Source organism: Kitasatospora sp. cg17-2, from assembly GCF_054031055.1.
In genome coordinates this window covers 3,480,201-3,498,008 of record NZ_CM132923.1, presented here as the reverse complement: position 1 = coordinate 3,498,008, position 17,808 = coordinate 3,480,201, and the positions used below count along the sequence as shown (strand labels likewise).

Genomic DNA, 17,808 nt, shown 5'->3' with positions numbered 1-17,808 from the left:
GTCAGTCAAGACCGTTCAGCAGGGGGAGGGCCCGGCCGTGGAGGCCCGGCGCGGCGGCCAGGAGGGCGTCCGCGGCGGGCGTCCACGGGGCCCCGGCGGCGTCCGTGACCGCCGCGCCCGCCTCCGCCGCGACCAGCGCGCCGGGCAGCAGATTGGCCGCGTCCGCGCCGAACTCCCAGAACAGGCCCAGGTGTCCGGAGCCGACCTGGGCCACCTGGAGCGAGGTCGGCCCCAGATTGCGGACGGCCAGCACCGATCCCGCCACCGCCGACAGCGAGGCGCCCGCCCGGCGCAGCGCCACCGGGTCGGCGGCCACCCCCGGCGGCTGGCTGGTCCCGGCCACCGCCGCCGCCAGCTCCCGCTCCACGGCGGCGATCGGCCGCCCGTCCAGCTCCGCCCCGCCGCCGCGCACCGCCCGGTAGGTGCGGGCGCCGAGCTGCGGCGTGTGCACCACGGCCAGCACCGCCGCGCCGTCGCGCACCAGGGTCGCGGTCACCGCCCACTGCGGCAGTCCGAGCAGGAACTGCACCGCGCCGTCCATGGCGTCGCACAGCCACCACTCGCCCCCGGCCGGCACCGTGCCCTCGAACTCGTCCTCCAGCAGGCCCGCCTCCGGGCGCAACGCGCCCAGCCGCGCCCGGAGTTCGGCGGCCGCCGGGTCGTCGAACGCGGCGAACCGCGCCATCGCCCCGGCCAGGCCGAACTCCGGGCAGGGCTCGGCCGGCCGCCGTTCGGCCAGTCGCGCGCCGACCTCCCGGACCGCCGCCTCCACGGCCGGCAGCAGCGTCCGCAGTTCCCGCACCTCGATGTCGCCCATGGTCCCTCTCCCGTTCCTCGTGCTCGTGCGGTCAAGGAGTACCGTCGGAGCGCCCGGACAGGACGTCCGGTGCGGGACGGACGACGGAGATCGGACACCATGGACGTCGCTGCTGCTGATCCGGACACCGTGCTGGACACCCTGGACCGCCGGCTGGTCTGCGCGCTCCAGGTGAACGGCCGGGCCGGGGCCGGGAGGATCGCCGAGGTGCTCGGCGTCTCCCCGCGCACGGTCACCCGCCGGCTCGTCCGGCTCCAGCAGACCGGCCTGGTCCGGGTGGTCCGGATGCCCGACGTCGAGGACGCGGCGGTCGGCGCGCTGCTGCTGCGGATCCGGGTGCTGCGGGGCAAGGGCGAGGCCGTGGCGCGGGCGCTGGCCGAGCGGCCGGACGTGCCCTTCGTCGACGTCATGCTCGGCGACCAGGAGGTGGGGGCGGTGATGCTCACCGGGGCCGGTGCCCGCGACCGGCTGCTGAACGGGCAGCTGCCCGCCACCGCCGCGGTCACCGAGACCACCGTCCACGCCGTGCTGCACGCCTTCGCGGACGCCGGCCAGTGGCGCTCCGGCCACCTGGAGGAGGCCGAGGCGGCCGCGCTCGCCGAACCGCCGGTCGCCCGCCGGGCCGCCGGGAGCGTGCCGCTGGACGGGCTGGACCGCGACCTGCTGGCCCGGCTCGGCGAGGACGCCCGGCAGTCGCACGCGATGCTGGCGGCGGCGGCCGGCACCCCCGAGTCCACCGTCCGGCGCCGGCTGCACCGGCTGGACGCGGCCGGGCTGCTGCGCACCCATGTCACCGTCGACCCCCGGCTGTTGGGGCTCGCGGTGGACGCCAACCTGTGGCTGGACGTGCCGCCGGGCCGGCTCGCGGCCGTCGGCGCCGCGCTCGGCCGGCACCCGCAGGTGCACGGTGTGTTCGCGACCAGCGGGCCGGCCAATCTGATGGCCGCGGTGTTCTGCCCGGACCACGGCGGCCTCTACCGGTTCGTCACGGACACCCTGGGCCCGCTCGGCGTGGGCCGCGCCGAGACGGTGATCGTCGCGCGGGCGGTCAAGCGCGCGGGCGTGCCGCTGCGGCCGCCGGGCGCCGAGGCACTCCGGCCGCGCGCCTCCCGGCCCTGACCCGGCCGTAGGAGGCGGAGGATGACCCCGGAGGTAATCGACGGCCGTCCGCCCGCCCGGCACAGTGGTGCCCACCCGGCGGCGGAGCGCCGACCGGGACCCCACCCCACCGCCGGAGGCCGATCCGCCATGTCCGCCCACACCGTCGCCACCGCCCGTCGTACCGCCCCCGCCTCCTGGACGGCGCTGCGCCGCTTCCTCGCCCTCGACGCCGTGGTCAGCGGCGGCAACGGCCTCGCCTACCTGGCCTTCTCCGGGCCACTGGCCGAACTGCTGGGCGTCGGCCGCTCGACCCTGCTCGAACTCGGCGCCGTGCTGGCGGCCTTCGGACTGGCGGTCGGTCTGCTGGCGGCCCGGCCGCAGCCCTCGCGGACCGCGGTGCGGGCGGTGATCGACATCAACCTGGGCTGGACGGTGCTCAGTCTGGTGGCGATGGAGCTGTGGTTCGAGCCGACCACCGCCGGTTATGTCTGGATCCCGTTGCAGGCCGCCTCGGTGGCCGGCTTCGCCGTGCTCCAGTTCACCACCCTCCGCCGCGTCCCGGCCTGAAGGCCTGAACGCCTGAAGGCCCGGAAGCCCGAGGGTGCTACCGCTCCGCCCCCACGGCGGCCAGGAGGAACGCGGCCGTCTCCGTGTCGGCCGGGAGGAAGGCCTCCAGGGCCAGTTCGGAGACGGTCACGTCCATCGGCGTGTTGAAGGTCGCGATGGTCGACAGGAACGACAGCACCCGCCCCTCGTGCGCGATCCGCAGCGGGAGCGCGAACGGGAACAGCTCGGTGTGGTCCTCCTCGGCCGCCTCCGCCACGCCCGGCGGCTCCGGGTAGGCCCGCACCTCCTCCAGCAGCAGCCGCAGCGGCGCCGAGCGGACCAGTCCGAGCTGCTGCTCCATCCGCTCCAGCAGGTGCCGCCGCCACTGCCGCAGGTTCACGATCCGCGGTGCGAGCCCCTCCGGGTGCAGGGTGATCCGGACGGCGTTCAGCGGCGGCTCCAGCAGGTGCGGCGCGACGCCCGCCAGCAGCAGCCCGAGCGCGCGGTTGGCCGCGAGCACCCGGAAGGACCCGTCGACGACCAGCGCCGGGTACGGGTCGTGGGCGGCGAGCAGCCGTTCCATGCCGGAGCGCAGCGCCGCCATCGAGGGGTCGTCCAGCCGCTTCTCCGGGTAGAGCGGCGCGTAGCCGGCGGCCAGCAGCAGGGCGTTGCGCTCCCGCACCGGGACGTCGAGGTGCTCGGCGAGCCGGAGCACCAGCTCCTGGCTGGGCCGGGAGCGGCCGTTCTCGACGAAGCTGAGGTGCCGGGCCGAGGAGTCGGCCAGCAGGGCGAGCTGCAGTTGGCTGAGCCGCCGTCGTTCGCGCCAGCCGCGCAGCAGCGGCCCTATGCCCGCCCCGGTGCCGGGCCCCATCCCCGCCATGATCGTCATGGCGGGACAGTACTACTGCGACGCGGGGCGGTCAGACGCCGGTGGTCGATCCCGGCCGGACGATCATCAGCACCACCACGACCGCCCAGAGCAGGTTGAACACGCCCGCCGTCATCGGCAGCAGTTTCAGCCCGCGGACGGCCCTGCCGTGCTCCTCCGCGTCGGGCTCCAGGGCGAGGGCGTCGACCGCGGCCTGCTGCGCGGGCAGCACGAACAGCAGCAGGGCGAGGGCGGCGACGGCGGTCAGCACCATCGAGGCGATCAGCCAGGACTGCCCGAGCACGTCCATCACCTGGGCGACCCCGATGCCGAGGACCGGCACCGCGATCCCGAGCAGCGCGTAGACCTGGGTGATCCGGTGCAGCTGCCGCAGCATGCCGGCGTCGGCCGCCCGCTCGGGCCCGCCGGCCAGCGCGGCGGCCGCCCGGCGCGGAAACATGCTGACGGCCACGGCCACCGGGCCGATGAACAGCACCGAGGCGAGGACGTGCAGGCTCAGCAGGAATTTGGCCATGGCGGGCACCCTTGCGGTTCAGCGGGGCGGCCCGGCGGCGGTCGTGGCGCGGGCAGCCGGGGCGGACGGTTCTCATCGCCCCGTCGAGGACGCTAACACCGCTTATCCGACCGCCTTCCACCCAGGTCGGAGCAGCCACCCAGGTCGGAGCAGCCACCCGGGTGGGAGCGGCCGCGACCGCGGGCCGTCCCGGGTCAGAGCGCGGAGAGCTCGACCACCCGCGGCGGCAGCCCGCAGACCGCCGCGACGGCCGCGCCGTGCGACTCGTCGGCCCAGTCGAGCAGCTCCAGGTCCTCGAAGCGCCCGAGCAGCGGACGGCCGCCGGGCAGGTCCAGCGGGAGCCCGGAGAGGTCGACGGCGGCGAGGCCGTCCAGGGTGGTCCGGCCGACCTTGATCAGCGCCTCCTTGCGGACCCAGAGCCGCAGGAAGGCGCGTGCCGGGTCGGCGTGCGCCCGGACCTGCCGCAGCTCCTCCTCGGTGAGCACCCGGGGGGCGACGTCGAGCAGGGTGCCGCCCCGGTCGACGAGCTCGACGTCGACGCCGATCGGCCGGTGACCGGCGGCGGCGGCGACCACGCCCTTGGTGTGCGAGAGGCTGACCGAGATCCCGGGGTGGTCGGGCAGGTAGGGCTTGCCGTGGTCGCCCTTGCCGCAGTCGGGGCAGTGCTGGGCGAGCGTCAGCGCGGCCGCCGGGACGCCGAGCAGCCGGGCCGCGCAGAGCCGGACCAGGACGTGCCCGGCGGTGAAGTCGACCCGCCCGGACTCGTACCGGAAACGGGCGGCGCGCTCCTTCTCGACCTCGGTGAGCAGGTGCTCCCCGGCCTCGGGGTGGCGCAGTACGTCGGCGCTCGCGGCGACGGTGGCGATCGCGTCGGCGGCACCGGTCGCGTCGGTCGCGCGGGCTGCGTCGGTCACGTCGGTCGCGTCGGAGGTCCTGCCGGCGGAAGTCATGCCTCCAACCTAGCGGGGCCGCGCGCGGCCCGGAAGGACACGGTCGGCCGGTCCGACCGGAGCATTGTCGGATCGCCGCTGATGGTCTGTAGGGTATGGATGGTCCGATTTGATAGGTAATTTCCGGTATCCCGGGATTCTCCGTCAATGGGCCGGGATGGTCGGGAATCGTCTGGAATCTGGCAGGTGCTGCTCCACCTGCTTTTTCTCTGTGCGGAGGAATGTGCCGATGGGTCAGGGACAGGGAACCGGTGCGCCGGGTCGCGACAGGACCACCGTGGAGCGTCCGCCGTCCCCCGGCGGGCGGACGGCCGTCCGGGTCGCGGTGGCGACCGCCGTCGCGATGCTGCCGCTGGCGGCGGTGCTGACGGTGGGTTCGGCCGCTCCGCTGACCCCGCCGCTGGGGCCGTGCAGCGGGCCGGACTGCCCCGCGGTCTGGCCGTCGCCGCCGACCAACGGGGACTTCGCCGGCCGGGACGCCTCCATCACCGTCTTCACCGGCGGCAACTACCTGGTCGCCGGCCGGGCGGCCGAGGCCGAGGGAAAGATCGTCACCCTCGGCAACTTCGAGATCAACAAGAGCGAGGGCGGCGGCGCCTTCAACGCGGGTGTGGTCGGTGTCGGCTCGCGGGTGGTCCCGCCGAACGGCAGCGACTTCCTGACCGTCGGCGGCAATGTCACCGTCCAGCCCGGCAACAGCCTGCTGATCGGCGGCAGCGACTCCAAGGGCGAGGCCTTCGGCAACCTGCGCTACGCGGGCACGCTCACCGGCACGGTCTCCATCGACCCGACCGGCCAGGCGATCAAGGATCCCGACGCGGCCGCGCCGTACCAGTCGGTGCTCACGCAGATCGAGGAGGTCTCGGCCTGTGTGGCCAAGGCCACCGCCACCGGCACCGTCGCCGTCACCAGCAGCGAGGCGACCTTCACCGGCGACGGGACCAGTGCGAAGCAGGTCTTCAACGTCCCCGGGAACCTCGCCGCGCCGAACGGCGGGCAGATCGGCCTGGTGTTCAACAACATCCCGGCCGGTGCCACCGTCGTGGTCAACATGCTGGCGGACAACCCGGTGATCAACACCTACACCGGCACCGGCCTGGCGGGCGACCCGACCACCGAGATGCGCTCCCGGCTGATGTGGAACTTCCCGACCTCCACCGGCGCGCAGATCCTCGGCAGCGCGCAGTTCCAGGGCTCGGTGATGGCCGGCAACCCGGCCGGCACCACGACGATCACCATGCCGGGCATGAACGGCCGGGTCTACCTGGCGGGCAACCTGGTCCAGAACGGCAACGGCGGCTACGAGATCCACAGCTACCCGTTCGACGGTGACCTGCCCGACTGCGAGGTGACGCCGAGCCCCTCGCCCACCTCGCCGTCGCCCTCGCCGACCTCCCCGACGCCTACCCCGACCCCGACCGAGACCACCACCTCGCCGGCGCCGACCTCGCCCAGCCCGACCAGTACCTCCCCGTCGCCGACGTCCCCGACCCCGACGCCCACCCCGACGCCGACGCCTACCCCGACCACCTCGCCCAGTTCCTCCAGCGCGGCGCCGACCAGCCACGGCCCGTCCAGCCACGGTCCGAGCAGCCACCACCCGGTGCCCAGCCACGGTGGCGGGGGCGGCCAGCTGCCCTCCACCGGTGCGGGCAACGCCCCGGTGGTCCTCGGGCTGGCGGGCGTGGGCCTGCTCGGCCTCGGCGCCCTCGCCGTCCTGGCCGCGCGTCGCCGCGGTCGCCACAGCTGACGCAAGCGCTGCCGTCCGTCACCAGGGCCGCCCGGTCGCTCCGACCGGGCGGCCCCGGCCGTTCCGGCCGCGGGGTTCAGCCCCCGGGCCGGTCCGGCCAGTCGTCGAGGCCCGCCGCCAGCAGGCCGAAGGCCGCCGTCACCGCGGTCACGACCCGCGCCCGGACGGCGTCCACCGGCTCGCCCGCCACCATGCCCCGGCGGACCTCGGCCAGGGCCGCCCGGTGGGCCCCGGCCAGCGCGCCCGCCACCAGCCGCGGCAGTGGATCGCCGGGCGGCGCGCCGGCCTCCTCGGCCAGGGCGCCGGCCAGTGCCTCCTCGGCGCGCTCGCCGAGCTCCAACAGCCGGGCCCGGAGCGCCGGGCTGTCCTCGACCGTCCGCCAGAACGCCGCGGCCCGCGGGTCCAGCCCGTACGTCGGCTCGGCCTCGTCCAGCCCGGCCAGGAGTTCGGCCCGGACGGCGTCCACGGGGGAGGCGCCGGGCGGCCGCTCGCGCACGACCAGGGCCAGCCGGGCGACCACCTCCTCCTGCCGGTCGAAGAAGAGGTCCTCCTTGGTCGGGAAGTAGTTGAAGACCGTGTTGACGGCCACGCCGGCGGCCCGGGCCACCTCGGCCACCGTGACCCGCTCGAACCCGTGCTCGGCGAACAGCGCGGTCGCGGTGTCGGTGAGCAGGGTCCTGGTCTGCCGCTTCTTCTCCTCGCGAAGTCCCATACGGGAATCATAGTGCCGCACCAAACTTGCAGTGACACCAATAATTTCGGCTACGGTGGGGCCATGACCTTCACCTTCGGCATCTACCCCGGCGGCCTGCTCGGCGACGAGAACGGCGTGATCGTCCCCGTCCGCCCGGACGACCCTGCCCGGATCACCGCCGCGCTGCGCGAACTCCAGGGCACCGCACCGGTCCTGCTGGTCCGTGCCTACCGCTCGTACCCGCCGGGCCCGGCCCTGCCGCCCACCCCGGCCGAGCCGGAGCGGTACCTCGGCGAGGGGCGCCGGCTCGACCTGGTGCTCCAGTACCGGGGCCCCGGCGAGCGGCCGGACGGTTGGACCGACTTCGTCCGGCACGCGGTCCGCACCGGTGGCGGGCGGATCGGCACCCTGCAGATCTGCGAGGAGCCGAACGTCGACTCGCCGGTGCTCGACGGCTCCGCCCCGGGCGTCCTGCGGGCGCTGGTCGACGGGGTGGTCGCGGCCAAGGAGGAGGCGCTCGCCCTCGGCCTGGACCTCGCCGTGGGCTTCAACGCGGCCTTCAGTCCGGATCCGGCCGAGCCGTTCTGGTCCGCGCTCGGCGGGCTCGCCGACGAGCGGTTCCACCGCGCGCTCGACCACGTCGGCCTGGACTTCTTCCCGGACGTCTTCCGCCCGGTCCCGGCCGGGCGGCTCGGGGCGGCGGTCGAGGCGGTGCTCACCGGCTTCCGGAGGGAGGTCGTGGTCCGGGCCGGGATCGGGGCGGCGGTGCCGATCAGGGTGTGCGAACACGGCTGGCCGACCGGTCCGGACCGCTCCGAGCGGCGGCAGGCCGAGGTGGTCGAGGAGGTGGTCAGGACGACGGCCGGGCTCGCGGGGGAGCTGAACCTCTCCGGTTACAGCCACTTCGGCCTGCGCGACGCGGACAGCGCGGGGCCGGGCCTGTTCCACCGCTTCGGCCTGCTCCGTGACGACTACGCCCCCAAGCCGGCCTTCGCCGTCTACGGGCGGCTGGTCCAGGAGCTGACGGCGCCGTGACGCGAACGGTCCCGTGACGCGAAGGGCCCCGTGACGCGGACCGCGCCGTGACGCGAACGGCCCCGCACCCGGAATCCGGGTGCGGGGCCCTCGCCCGGTCCGCTCAGCGCTCGGCGGCGGGGAGTTCGTCGAAGAAGCGTTCCGCCGTGCGGCGCTCGGCGGCGACGGCGGCCACCGACTCGCCGACCAGCCGGCCGGCCAGCTCGGTGGCCAGCTGTCCGACGTCCTCCCGCAGCGCCGCCTCGGCGAACGCCCGGTCCACGGCGAGCCGCGCGTCGGCCTCGGCGAGCAGCAGGTCGCGCTCGCGCAGGCCCTCCTCGCGGGCCGCCGCGATGGCCGCCGCGCCCTCCTCGGCGGCCTGCTGCCGTATGTGCGCCGCCTCGTGCCGCGCCGCGGCCAGCTCCTGCCGGTACTCGTCCAGCGTTCGCTCGGCCTCGGCCACGATGGCGGCGGCCCGCTCCAGCCTGCCCTCCGTGGCGTCCCGCCGTTCGGCCAACACCCGCTCCGCCCGGGGCAGTACCACGCGGCCGAGCAGCCAGAGGACGAGGAAGAAGCAGGCCAGCCCGACGAGGAGTTCGACGGGCTCCGGCTTCAGCGGTCCGAGTTCCAGATCCATACGACCCTCCCAATGTCTGACGAATCGTCATCAGGGAGGCTTCCCAGGCGGATCGACGACGAAGCGTCGGCCCGGTGTGGGGGTCGTCACTCCGGTCGCCCTGGTCGCCGCAGTCGCTCGGGTGCTCCGGCTGCTCGGGTCGCCCCGGCCGCTCAGGTCACCTCGCCGCGGCGGGCGAAGCGCTCGTCCTTCCACTCGCCGCTGCCCAGCACCTCGGCGAGGTGCCGCGCGGCGTCCCACACCTCGGTGTGCGAGAGGTAGAGCGGGGTGAAGCCGAAGCGCATGAGGTCCGGCGCCCGGAAGTCCCCGATCACGCCGCGGGCGATCAGCGCCTGCACCACCGGGTAGCCGTCGGCGTGCCGCAGCGCCACCTGGCTGCCGCGCCGCTCGTGCTCGCGCGGGGTGACCACCTCGATCCCTTCGAGGTCCTCCACCAGGGAGATGAACAGATCGGTCAGCGCCAGGCTCTTCGCCCGGACGGCGGCCCGGTCGGCCCGCTCCCAGATGTCCAGCGAGGACTCCAGCGCGGCCTGGCCCAGCAGCGAGGGCGAGCTGGTGAGGAAGCGGCCGATGCCGTCCTTGGGCTCGTAGCCGGGCTCGAAGGCGAACGGGCGGGCGTGGCCGAACCAACCGCTCAGCGGCTGGAGCGGCCCGGCCGCCAGGTGCCGCTCGGCGACGTACAGGAAGGCCGGCGAACCGGGGCCGCCGTTCAGGTACTTGTAGGTGCAGCCGACCGCGAAGTCCGCGCCGCTCGCGCCGAGTTCGACCGGCAGCGCGCCCACCGAGTGGCAGACGTCCCAGATCATCAGCGCCCCGGCGGCCCGCACCCGGGCGGTGATCCCGGGCATGTCGAGCAGCTCGCCGGTCCGGTAGTCGACGTGCGAGAGCACGACCGCGGCGACGTCCCCGTCCAGGTGCGCGTCCAGCTCCGCCGGGTCGACCAGCAGGCTGCGGGCGCCGGGGACCAGCCCGGTCACGCCCTCGGCGATGTAGAGGTCGGTCGGGAACGCCGCCCCGTCGCCGAGCACGGTGGAGCGGCCCGGCCGCAGCCGCAGCGCCGCCGTCAGCACCTTGAAGAGGTTCACCGAGGTGGTGTCGCAGACCACCAGCTCCTCCGGCGCGGCGCCGACCAGCGGGGCGATCCGCCGGCCCAGCCGGTACGGCTGCTCGAACCAGCCCGCGTCGTTCCAGCTGCGGATCAGCTCGCGGCCCCACTCCTCCTCGACCACCGCCCGCACCCGCTCGGGCGTGCGGACCGGCAGCGCGCCGAGCGAGTTGCCGTCCAGGTAGATCACCCCCGGCGGCAGGGAGAACTCCCCGCGGAACGCCGCCAGCGGGTCGGCGGCGTCCAGCGCCGCGCACTCCTCGCGCGTGATCATGACCTGCCCTTTCCCGTTCCTCGTTCGTGTCCGCGGCTCCGTGCCCGCGGCGCGGTGCCCGGCGCCGGTCCGGGCCCGGGGCCCGTCCGGTGCCGGCCACGGGTTCCTGCCCGGCCGGGGCCGGTCACATCCCGTCCCGGATCTCCCACAGCTCGGGGAAGACGTCCTGCTCGGCGGAGCGGCGCAGCCAGCTCAGGCCGCTGGAGCCGCCGGAGCCGGGCTTGGCGCCCATCGCCCGCTTGACCGCCATCAGGTGGCGGTGGCGCCAGCGGGTCACCCGCTCGGCGACGTCCAGGAGGGCCTCGGCCAGCGGCCGCAGCCCGGCGTACCCGTCCTCGGTGTAGACCCGCCGCCAGGCCGCGGCGACGGCCTCGTCGCTCTGGTGGCGCCGCTCGGAGACGGTGTCCGGCACCTTCAGGCCGTGCCGGCCCAGCAGGGCTATCGCGTCGTCGTACAGGCCGGGGGAGCGCAGCACCTCGGTGAGCTCGGCGAGCGCCGCCGGGCTGTCGTCGTACATCCGCAGCAGCGCGGCGTTCTTGTTGCCGAGCAGGAACTCCAGGTGCAGGAAGGCCGAGGACTGGAAGCCCGAGGCCTCGCCGAACACCGAGCGGAAGGAGTTGAACTCCTGCGGCGTCATCGTGGCCAGCAGGTCCCAGGACTCCGTCAGCACGTCCTGGACGTGGGTGCCCCGGCGCAGCGCGGCCAGCGCGCCCGGCAGGTCGTCCGCGCGCAGCGCCCGCTGGGCGAGCGTCCACTCGTGCCGCAGCAGGCCGAACAGCAGCTCCATCACCTGGGTGGTGACGATGAACGACAGCTCGGCCGGGGCCTCGCTGAGCGGGTGCTGCAGGCTGTGCAGTTCGTCCAGCCGGGCGTAGCGCGCGTACGGGGTGCCCCGAACCGGCTCCCCGGCCCGGTCGAACGACAGGTTGGGCTTCTCCACCGTGTCGTGCCCCATACCGATCCCTCCAGAAGTCACCGGCGGCGGGACCACCGGACGGGCCCGGGATCCGGTCCCGTCGCCCCGGTCCTCGCCGGGGCCCCATTGTGCGGTGGCCCGGTCCCGCATTTGAATGGGCGGCGGGCACGGCAACCTCGGTCGCGCCTGTCGTACAAGAGGTGTTTTCCTGATCCTCTTCACGATCGCAAAGCGGTGGGATCCGGCCAACCGGAGGACACCCGCACCACACCCTCGGGAGCCCGCCGTGGACACCGTCGACCGCCGTCTGCTGGCCGAGCTGCAGGCCGATGCGCGCCTCTCCTACAACGAACTCTCGCGCCGGGTGAGCCTCTCCGCACCCGCCGTGGCCGAACGGGTCCGGCGGCTGGAGGCCGATGGGGTGATCGCCGGCTACCACGCCCACATCGACCTCACCCGGGCCGGCCTGCCGATCACCGCGCTGGTGCAGATCCAGTGCTACGGCCCGCGCTGCGTGCTGCGCGATCCGGAGGTGGCCCGGTGGCCGGAGGTGCTCCAGCTGCACCGGGTGACCGGCGGTGCCTGCTGCGCCCTGCTGGTCGCCGTCCCCGCGATGGCCGATTTCGAGGCCCTGATCGACCGCCTCGGCGCCTACGGCCAGCCGGCCAGCTCGATGATCCTCTCCAGCCCGGTGCCCTGGCGGCCGGTGGTCGTGCCGTGACCGGCGGTCGTGCGGTGACCGGTGGTGCTGCCGTGACCGGCGGTCGTGCCGTGGCCGGTGGTCGTGCGGTGGCCGGTGGTCGTGCGGTGGCCGGTGGACAACCGGCGCGGACGGGGTGCCGGGGGCTATAGGTTCCTGCCCATGCCCAACGACCGTCACATCCTGCTGCTCCCGGGCAGCCTGCGCACCGGGTCCGTCAACGAGACGGTGCTGCGCACCGCCGCCGTCGTGGCGCTGGCCACCGAGGGCGTCGCGACCACCTACTTCACCGGGCTGGCCGGACTGCCGCACTTCAACCCCGACCTCGACACCGATCCGCTGCCGGAGCCGGTCGTCGCGCTGCGCGAGGCCGTGGAGGCCGCCGACGCGCTGCTGATCTGCGCGCCCGAGTACGCCGGGACCCTGCCGGGCAGCTTCAAGAACCTGCTGGACTGGACGGTCGGCGGGATGGAGATCGTGGACAAGCCGGCGGCCTGGATCAACGCCGCCGGGCCCGGGCGGGGGCTGGGCGCGGAGGAGTCGCTGCGCACGGTGCTCGGGTACACCGGGGCGGCCGTGGTGGAGGCGGCCTGTGTGCGGCTGCCGCTGGCGCGCGGGGACGTCGGCGCGGACGGGCTGGTGGCCGACCCGTTGGTGCGCGACCGGATCGCGGAGGCGCTGGTCCGCCTGGCCGCGGCGGTCTGAGCGGCCGGGCCCGCGGGGCCGGACCTGTACCGGCGGGCGGCTCGGGGCCGCCAGGGGCGGCTCAGTGCCCGTCGGGCAGGTGCAGGCCGAGTCCGGCCAGCCCGTTCAGGAACAGCTCGACGCCGACCGCCGCCAGCAGCAGTCCGAGCAGTCGGGAGAGCACCTCCAGCGAGGTGCGGTGGCTGTGCCGCATCAGCGGGGCGAGCAGGGCGACGCAGACGTAGTTGATCAGCACCACGGCGATGTACGCGCCGGCCACGGTGGTGCGCCAGCCCCAGTCGTCCTTGACGAGCGAGGCGACCAGCACGGCGGTGACCGCGAGCGGGCTGGCCAGGTAGGGCAGCAGCAGTTCGCGGATGCCGTCCACCAGCGGGCTCATCAGGTGCTCGTCCGCCTCGTCGGTGCCCCAGCCCAGGTGGACCCCGAAGACCAGGGCGACCGCGTAGACGAAGAAGATCAGCCCGCCGGCGAGCTGCAGCGACTGGTCGCTGATGTGGAACAGCGTGGTCACGAAGTCCGCGCTGAAGGCCATCAGCGCGCCGACCGACGCGGAGACGACGGTGCTCCACGCCGCGAGGCGCCGCAGTTCCCCGGTGGTGCGGGTGGTGGCCAGCCGGGCGAAGGACAGCAGGACCTTGGGCGGGCCGACCACGGCGAAGAAGGCGATGAAGGCGCTGCTCAGGTTGAAGACGAACATGGGCCAAGCATGGCCGCGACGATCACCGACGCCCGGCCGCCACGCCCCCGGGCGGTTATTCCCGCAGACGCCGTCATTCGCCCGAACGGCCGCTCCGAGTCGAGTGGTGCCGCCGTTTCCGGTGCCATGGAAGCCGGACCTCCCCACCATTCGGCGGAGGGCTCCCGAAGGGGACTTCGACATGGCTCTGAACCGTAAGGACCTGGGTCTGCTGGCCCTGCGCGGCGCCGTCGGCGGCGTGCTGATCGCCCACGGCACCCAGAAGCTGTTCGGCTGGTTCGGCGGTGGCGGCCTGGACGGCACCGCCAAGGCGATGGAGGCGATGGGCTTCCATCCGGCGCGCCAGAGCGCCCTGGCGGCCGGTCTCGGCGAGGCGGGCGGCGGCGCGATGCTGCTGGTCGGGCTGGCCACCCCGGCGGCGGGCGCGGTGGTGGCCGGCACCATGGCCGGCGCGGTCGCGGTGCACGCCCCGGCCGGCTTCTTCGTGATGTCCGGCGGCTACGAGTACCCGGCGTTCCTGGGCGCGACCGGGCTGGCGCTGGGGCTGGCCGGTCCCGGCCGGTACTCGATCGACCATCTGACCGGGCACGCCTTCGACCAGCCGTGGGTCGGCGCCCTGGCCTTCGTGGCGAGCGCGGCCTCCGCGTACGGCGTGGTGGCCCGTCGCCGGCACGCCGTCCGGCTGGCGGAGGAGCGCGCGGCGGTGGAGGCGGACACCCAGGACGGCGCCGGGCTCTCCTGAGGCCGCCCGCCCCCGGAACGGACCCGGAACGCACCCGAAGCGCACCCCGGAACGCACCCGAAGCGCACCGGAACAGCACCCGAATGCCCCCGTCCGGGACCGTCCGGCCGGGCTCACCCGAACGCACCACCCCCTGTTGGCGAGCGTCTCCCGGCCCCCGGAACGTGGGCGGGGAGGCGCGCCGGGCCCCCGGCGCCGGCCAGAATCGAGGACCCCGATGGACCGCCAGCCGCTCCGCCGCACCGCGGCTCCGCCCCGCCGGACCGCCGCCACCACCGCGACTGCCGCCACTCCTGCCACCTCCGCCACCACCTCCCCGAGGCCGACCGCCGGGGACCCGCACGCCCCCGCCGTCCGCCGGCCGGGTCGCGCGGTGGCCGCGGTCGTGGGCGCCGCCCTGCTCGGCGGCGCCGCGCTGGCGGGCTGCTCGTCGAGCAGCAGCGCGGGCAGCGCGGTCTCCTCGGCCGCCGGGCAGGTGGGGTCGGGCATCGCGGGCGCGGCCTCCGCCGCTGCCTCGGCCGCGAGTTCGGCGCTCGCCTCGGCGGCCGGCGGGCTCTCCTCGTCGCTGGCCTCCGCGGCCTCCTCCGCCCAGGCCGCGGCCTCCTCGGCGCTCGCCGGGGTCAAGGGCGGCCTGGACGCCAAGGCGGACGTCTCGGCGGGGGCGGTGTCCTTCACGGACGGCAAGGCCCAGACGACGCTGACCGTCACCAACCACGAGTCGCAGGGCAGCGCCCGGTACGTGGTCCAGGTCAACTTCACCGACGACAGCGGCAATGTGCTGGACGCGACCGCGGTGACCGTGCCGGACGTCGAGGCGGGGAAGAGCACCGACGTGAAGGCGGTCAGCAACCGGGACCTCTCGGGCTCGGTGAAGGCCGTGGTCGCCAATGCCGTCCGCTACTGAGCGGACCGGGCCGACTCCGGGCCGGCCGTCCGAACCCGTCCGCCCCCGCTGACCCGCAGGTCAGCGGGGGCGGACGGGTTCCGGGGGAACCTTAACGGCGACTCAAGGCTCAACATCACCCCTTGACGGGGTAGTTGGTCTAGTCCATTTTAGTGCCCAGGTGCAGGGAGCCCCTGAGCCGGCGTCAGCGGTTCGCCGCTGGCGCCGGTTCGGCATATCCCGGCGTCCGTCAAGGCATGTTCCGTTCGATTCCCCCATCCTGTTCTGTCATGTCCTGGTCGTACGGCCCCACCCCGTGCGCGCGTTCCCGGACCCGGCGGAATCCCCCACACCAGGAGTCACGCACCCATGCTCCGTTCACGCATCGAAAGGGCCGGGGCCCCGGTTCAGGAGGGCGGCCGTCGCAAGCGGTCCAAGAGCCTGACCGCGATCGCCGCCGGTACCACTGCGTCCCTGCTGCTCGGCGCGGGTCTCGCGCTCACCGGTGGCGCCACGGCCAACGCCGCCGTCACCAACTCCACCGGCGCGCCCGCCACCAGCGGCGGCATCAAGGTGGCCTACTTCGACCAGTGGTCGATCTACGCGAACGGGTACTACCCGAAGACCATCCAGGACACCGGCGTGGCCGGGAAGCTGGACTACCTGATCTACTCGTTCGCCAACATCAACCCCACCACGCTCGGCTGTTTCGAGGCCAACAAGGCCGCGAGCCCGGACGAGAACAACCCCAACGCCGGTGACGGCGCGGGCGACTCCTTCGCCGACTACCAGAAGAGCTTCGGCCCGGACATCTCGGTCGACGGCGTCGGCGACGTCTGGGGCCAGCCGATCGTCGGCAACTTCAACCAGCTGAAGAAGCTGAAGGCGAAGAACCCCAAGCTCAAGATCCTGATCTCGCTGGGCGGCTGGACCTACTCCAAGTACTTCTCGCCGGCGGCCGCCACGGACGCCTCGCGCAAGAAGCTGGTCTCGTCCTGCATCGACATGTTCATCAAGGGCAACCTGCCGGTCGAGGCCGGTTACGGCGGCCCGGGCACGGCGGCCGGCATCTTCGACGGCATCGACATCGACTGGGAGTACCCGGGCGGCGGCGGTCACACCGGCAACCTGTCGAGCCCGAACGACAAGCAGAACTTCACCCTGCTGCTGAAGGAGCTGCGCGAGCAGCTCGACGCGCAGGGCAAGGCCGACGGCAAGACCTACTACACCGCGGCCGCGGTGGGTGCCGGCCAGGACAAGATCAAGAACGTCGAGACCGACAAGATCGGTCAGTACCTGTCGTTCCTCGACATCATGACGTACGACATGCACGGTGGTTGGGAGGCCAAGGGCCCGACCAACCACCAGGCCCCGATCTACGCCGGCCCGAACGACCCGATGACCCCGGTCCCGGGCGGTACCGGCAAGTACTCGGTCGACTCGGCCGTCAAGGCCTACACCGCCGGTGACCCGCAGTACGGCATCCCGGGCGGCTTCCCCGCGAACAAGATCAACGTGGGTGTGCCGTTCTACTACCGGGGCTGGACCGGCGTCCAGAACAACGGCAAGAACGGTCTCTTCCAGCCCGCCACCGGCCCCGCCGCGGGTGCCGCCATGTCGGGCAACGTCGCGGGCATCCAGATGTACAAGGAGCTGGCCGGCTTCGTCGACAACCCGGCGAAGACGTACTGGGACGAGGACGCCAAGACGACCTACTTCTACGACGGCAGCACCTTCTGGTCCGGTGAGGACTCCCGCTCGATCCAGGCCAAGCTGGACTACGCGCACTGCAACGGCCTCGGCGGTTCCTTCGCCTTCTCGCTGTACGACCTGGGCACCAGGACCGGTCTGTTCGACAAGATGGTCGAGGCCACCAACGGCTCCGCCGCGGGCTGCCCGGCGCCGCCGGTGACCACCCCGCCGACGACCCCGCCGACCACCCCGCCCACGACCCCGCCGACCACGCCGCCCACGACTCCGCCGACCACGCCGCCGACCACCCCGGCCGGTTGCGCGGGCGCCCCGAGCTGGGACGCGGCCGCCACCTACGCGACCTCGACCAAGGTCTCCTGGAAGGGTCACTACTACACCAACAAGTGGTGGACCAAGGGCGACGACCCGACCGCCAGCGGCGCCTGGGGCGTCTGGACCGACAACGGTCCCTGCTGACCCCGTAGTACCGACCGGGTGAGGACCTGACGGACCCTCGCACCCGTCGCACCGAGCGTCCGGCCCGCCGGGGGACACCCCCCGGCGGGCCGGACGTCTTTCGCGTTCCCGGGCCCGTCAGCCCTGGTCGGCGGCGGGCCCCGGGGTGTCCGGCCGGCTCTCCTCGATCCGCCGCAGCATCCGCGCCAGCATCCCGGCGAGCGCCGCGCGGTCCTCGCCGACGACGTCCTGGAGCAGCTCCTCCTCGAAGACGGCGGCCATCCGCATCGACTCCAGCCACTTGTCCCGGCCGAGGTCGGTCAGCTCGATGATCACCCGGACCCGGTTGGCCTCGTCCCGCTCCCGGGTGGCCAGGCCCTCGGCCACCATCCGGTCGACCCGGTGGGTCATCGCGGCGGGCGTCAGTCCGAGCCGCTTGGCCAGCTCGCCCGGTCCGAGCCGGTACGGGCTGCCGGACACCACCAGCGCCTTGAGCACCTCCCACTCCGCGGCGGTGATTCCCAGCACAGTGAGCTGCCGGTCGTAGGCGACGGTCATCCGCCGGGCGACCCGGGAGAGGGTCTGCACGATGGTCTCGACCTGGGGGTCCACGGTGGGGAACTCCCGCTGGTAGAGCGCCACCTGCTCGGCGATGCCCAGCTCGCGGGCGGTGGCCGGCGCGGGCTTCTCTGCAGTCATGCGGACCAGTGTCGCATGCGGGGTGCA

Annotated in this window: 19 protein-coding genes; 9 read left to right on the top strand and 10 right to left on the bottom strand. The window is 74.2% G+C overall.

Annotated elements, in window-relative coordinates; all coding sequences use genetic code 11:
* Position 1: 1 nt before the first annotated feature.
* Positions 2-817 (bottom strand): inositol monophosphatase family protein, encoded by an 816-nt coding sequence (locus ACW14Y_RS14340; protein ID WP_456986994.1) that lies wholly within the window; start codon positions 815-817, stop codon positions 2-4.
* 99 nt (positions 818-916) lie between these two features.
* Between ACW14Y_RS14340 and ACW14Y_RS14335 the strand changes: the two genes are divergently transcribed.
* Both ACW14Y_RS14335 and ACW14Y_RS14330 read left to right on the top strand, forming a co-directional pair.
* Positions 917-1,936: an Lrp/AsnC family transcriptional regulator gene (locus ACW14Y_RS14335; RefSeq protein ID WP_380302808.1), complete on the top strand. Its 1,020-nt coding sequence runs from the start codon at positions 917-919 to the stop codon at positions 1,934-1,936.
* A gap of 129 nt (positions 1,937-2,065) precedes the next feature.
* Positions 2,066-2,485 carry a hypothetical protein gene (locus tag ACW14Y_RS14330; RefSeq protein ID WP_456986992.1) on the top strand — a complete coding sequence of 140 codons (420 nt, stop codon included), beginning with the start codon at positions 2,066-2,068 and terminating at the stop codon, positions 2,483-2,485.
* Between the two features lie 37 nt (positions 2,486-2,522).
* Here the strand turns inward: ACW14Y_RS14330 and ACW14Y_RS14325 are convergent, their stop codons facing one another.
* The 3 genes from ACW14Y_RS14325 to ACW14Y_RS14315 all read right to left on the bottom strand — a co-directional run bounded on the left by ACW14Y_RS14325 (position 2,523) and on the right by ACW14Y_RS14315 (position 4,817).
* Complete coding sequence (locus ACW14Y_RS14325; protein WP_380302812.1) at positions 2,523-3,353, bottom strand: helix-turn-helix domain-containing protein; 831 nt, start codon at positions 3,351-3,353, stop codon at positions 2,523-2,525.
* 31 nt (positions 3,354-3,384) lie between these two features.
* Entirely contained in the window at positions 3,385-3,867 is a 483-nt protein-coding gene (locus tag ACW14Y_RS14320) for a DUF2269 family protein (protein WP_380302814.1), read from the bottom strand.
* A 194-nt stretch (positions 3,868-4,061) separates the two neighbouring features.
* Positions 4,062-4,817 (bottom strand): 4'-phosphopantetheinyl transferase family protein, encoded by a 756-nt coding sequence (locus ACW14Y_RS14315; RefSeq protein ID WP_380302816.1) that lies wholly within the window; start codon positions 4,815-4,817, stop codon positions 4,062-4,064.
* Between the two features lie 277 nt (positions 4,818-5,094).
* Between ACW14Y_RS14315 and ACW14Y_RS14310 the strand changes: the two genes are divergently transcribed.
* Positions 5,095-6,567, top strand: coding sequence for a choice-of-anchor A family protein (locus ACW14Y_RS14310; protein ID WP_380387533.1), 1,473 nt, complete (start codon positions 5,095-5,097; stop codon positions 6,565-6,567).
* Positions 6,568-6,643: 76 nt separating this feature from the next.
* On the opposite strand, the gene ACW14Y_RS14305 is transcribed toward ACW14Y_RS14310, so the two are convergent.
* The gene (locus ACW14Y_RS14305) at positions 6,644-7,279 is read right to left on the bottom strand and encodes a TetR/AcrR family transcriptional regulator (RefSeq protein ID WP_456986988.1); all 636 of its coding nucleotides are present in this window, start codon (positions 7,277-7,279) and stop codon (positions 6,644-6,646) included.
* Positions 7,280-7,342: 63 nt separating this feature from the next.
* On the opposite strand from ACW14Y_RS14305, the gene ACW14Y_RS14300 reads away from it, so the two are divergent.
* A complete protein-coding gene (locus tag ACW14Y_RS14300) occupies positions 7,343-8,296 on the top strand; it encodes a hypothetical protein (protein WP_380312047.1) in 954 nt (317 codons plus the stop codon).
* A 103-nt stretch (positions 8,297-8,399) separates the two neighbouring features.
* Here the strand turns inward: ACW14Y_RS14300 and ACW14Y_RS14295 are convergent, their stop codons facing one another.
* From ACW14Y_RS14295 to ACW14Y_RS14285, 3 genes are all read right to left on the bottom strand, one after another.
* A complete protein-coding gene (locus tag ACW14Y_RS14295) occupies positions 8,400-8,912 on the bottom strand; it encodes a F0F1 ATP synthase subunit B family protein (protein ID WP_380312049.1) in 513 nt (170 codons plus the stop codon).
* A 152-nt stretch (positions 8,913-9,064) separates the two neighbouring features.
* Positions 9,065-10,291 (bottom strand): kynureninase, encoded by a 1,227-nt coding sequence (gene kynU, locus ACW14Y_RS14290; protein ID WP_340631565.1) that lies wholly within the window; start codon positions 10,289-10,291, stop codon positions 9,065-9,067.
* A gap of 124 nt (positions 10,292-10,415) precedes the next feature.
* Entirely contained in the window at positions 10,416-11,246 is an 831-nt protein-coding gene (locus ACW14Y_RS14285; RefSeq protein ID WP_456986985.1) for a tryptophan 2,3-dioxygenase, read from the bottom strand.
* 247 nt (positions 11,247-11,493) lie between these two features.
* On the opposite strand from ACW14Y_RS14285, the gene ACW14Y_RS14280 reads away from it, so the two are divergent.
* Together ACW14Y_RS14280 and ACW14Y_RS14275 are read left to right on the top strand one after the other, a co-directional pair.
* Positions 11,494-11,928, top strand: a complete 435-nt coding sequence (locus ACW14Y_RS14280) for an Lrp/AsnC family transcriptional regulator (protein WP_045938564.1) — start codon at positions 11,494-11,496, stop codon at positions 11,926-11,928.
* Positions 11,929-12,069: 141 nt separating this feature from the next.
* A complete protein-coding gene (locus tag ACW14Y_RS14275; protein ID WP_266310999.1) occupies positions 12,070-12,612 on the top strand; it encodes an NADPH-dependent FMN reductase in 543 nt (180 codons plus the stop codon).
* 61 nt (positions 12,613-12,673) lie between these two features.
* Here the strand turns inward: ACW14Y_RS14275 and ACW14Y_RS14270 are convergent, their stop codons facing one another.
* Positions 12,674-13,309 carry a MarC family protein gene (locus ACW14Y_RS14270; RefSeq protein ID WP_380312054.1) on the bottom strand — a complete coding sequence of 212 codons (636 nt, stop codon included), beginning with the start codon at positions 13,307-13,309 and terminating at the stop codon, positions 12,674-12,676.
* A 181-nt stretch (positions 13,310-13,490) separates the two neighbouring features.
* Here ACW14Y_RS14270 and ACW14Y_RS14265 point away from each other — a divergent pair, with 181 nt between their 5' ends.
* The 3 genes from ACW14Y_RS14265 (at position 13,491) to ACW14Y_RS14255 (ending at position 17,103) form a co-directional block, all read left to right on the top strand.
* Positions 13,491-14,051 carry a DoxX family protein gene (locus ACW14Y_RS14265; RefSeq protein WP_053651565.1) on the top strand — a complete coding sequence of 187 codons (561 nt, stop codon included), beginning with the start codon at positions 13,491-13,493 and terminating at the stop codon, positions 14,049-14,051.
* 217 nt (positions 14,052-14,268) lie between these two features.
* The gene (locus tag ACW14Y_RS14260; protein ID WP_380312056.1) at positions 14,269-14,955 is read left to right on the top strand and encodes a hypothetical protein; all 687 of its coding nucleotides are present in this window, start codon (positions 14,269-14,271) and stop codon (positions 14,953-14,955) included.
* Between the two features lie 348 nt (positions 14,956-15,303).
* A complete protein-coding gene (locus tag ACW14Y_RS14255) occupies positions 15,304-17,103 on the top strand; it encodes a glycosyl hydrolase family 18 protein (protein WP_456986981.1) in 1,800 nt (599 codons plus the stop codon).
* A gap of 117 nt (positions 17,104-17,220) precedes the next feature.
* On the opposite strand, the gene ACW14Y_RS14250 is transcribed toward ACW14Y_RS14255, so the two are convergent.
* Positions 17,221-17,781 carry a MarR family winged helix-turn-helix transcriptional regulator gene (locus ACW14Y_RS14250; RefSeq protein ID WP_380308688.1) on the bottom strand — a complete coding sequence of 187 codons (561 nt, stop codon included), beginning with the start codon at positions 17,779-17,781 and terminating at the stop codon, positions 17,221-17,223.
* Positions 17,782-17,808: the final 27 nt, after the last annotated feature.

Coding starts and splice junctions, on each gene's coding strand:
- ACW14Y_RS14340 (WP_456986994.1), bottom strand. CDS start 817: ATGGGCGACATCGAGGTGCGGGAACTGCGGACGCTGCTGCCGGCCGTG.
- ACW14Y_RS14335 (WP_380302808.1), top strand. CDS start 917: ATGGACGTCGCTGCTGCTGATCCGGACACCGTGCTGGACACCCTGGAC.
- ACW14Y_RS14330 (WP_456986992.1), top strand. CDS start 2,066: ATGTCCGCCCACACCGTCGCCACCGCCCGTCGTACCGCCCCCGCCTCC.
- ACW14Y_RS14325 (WP_380302812.1), bottom strand. CDS start 3,353: ATGACGATCATGGCGGGGATGGGGCCCGGCACCGGGGCGGGCATAGGG.
- ACW14Y_RS14320 (WP_380302814.1), bottom strand. CDS start 3,867: ATGGCCAAATTCCTGCTGAGCCTGCACGTCCTCGCCTCGGTGCTGTTC.
- ACW14Y_RS14315 (WP_380302816.1), bottom strand. CDS start 4,817: ATGACTTCCGCCGGCAGGACCTCCGACGCGACCGACGTGACCGACGCA.
- ACW14Y_RS14305 (WP_456986988.1), bottom strand. CDS start 7,279: ATGGGACTTCGCGAGGAGAAGAAGCGGCAGACCAGGACCCTGCTCACC.
- ACW14Y_RS14300 (WP_380312047.1), top strand. CDS start 7,343: ATGACCTTCACCTTCGGCATCTACCCCGGCGGCCTGCTCGGCGACGAG.
- ACW14Y_RS14295 (WP_380312049.1), bottom strand. CDS start 8,912: ATGGATCTGGAACTCGGACCGCTGAAGCCGGAGCCCGTCGAACTCCTC.
- kynU (WP_340631565.1), bottom strand. CDS start 10,291: ATGATCACGCGCGAGGAGTGCGCGGCGCTGGACGCCGCCGACCCGCTG.
- ACW14Y_RS14285 (WP_456986985.1), bottom strand. CDS start 11,246: ATGGGGCACGACACGGTGGAGAAGCCCAACCTGTCGTTCGACCGGGCC.
- ACW14Y_RS14275 (WP_266310999.1), top strand. CDS start 12,070: ATGCCCAACGACCGTCACATCCTGCTGCTCCCGGGCAGCCTGCGCACC.
- ACW14Y_RS14270 (WP_380312054.1), bottom strand. CDS start 13,309: ATGTTCGTCTTCAACCTGAGCAGCGCCTTCATCGCCTTCTTCGCCGTG.
- ACW14Y_RS14265 (WP_053651565.1), top strand. CDS start 13,491: ATGGCTCTGAACCGTAAGGACCTGGGTCTGCTGGCCCTGCGCGGCGCC.
- ACW14Y_RS14260 (WP_380312056.1), top strand. CDS start 14,269: ATGGACCGCCAGCCGCTCCGCCGCACCGCGGCTCCGCCCCGCCGGACC.
- ACW14Y_RS14255 (WP_456986981.1), top strand. CDS start 15,304: ATGCTCCGTTCACGCATCGAAAGGGCCGGGGCCCCGGTTCAGGAGGGC.
- ACW14Y_RS14250 (WP_380308688.1), bottom strand. CDS start 17,781: ATGACTGCAGAGAAGCCCGCGCCGGCCACCGCCCGCGAGCTGGGCATC.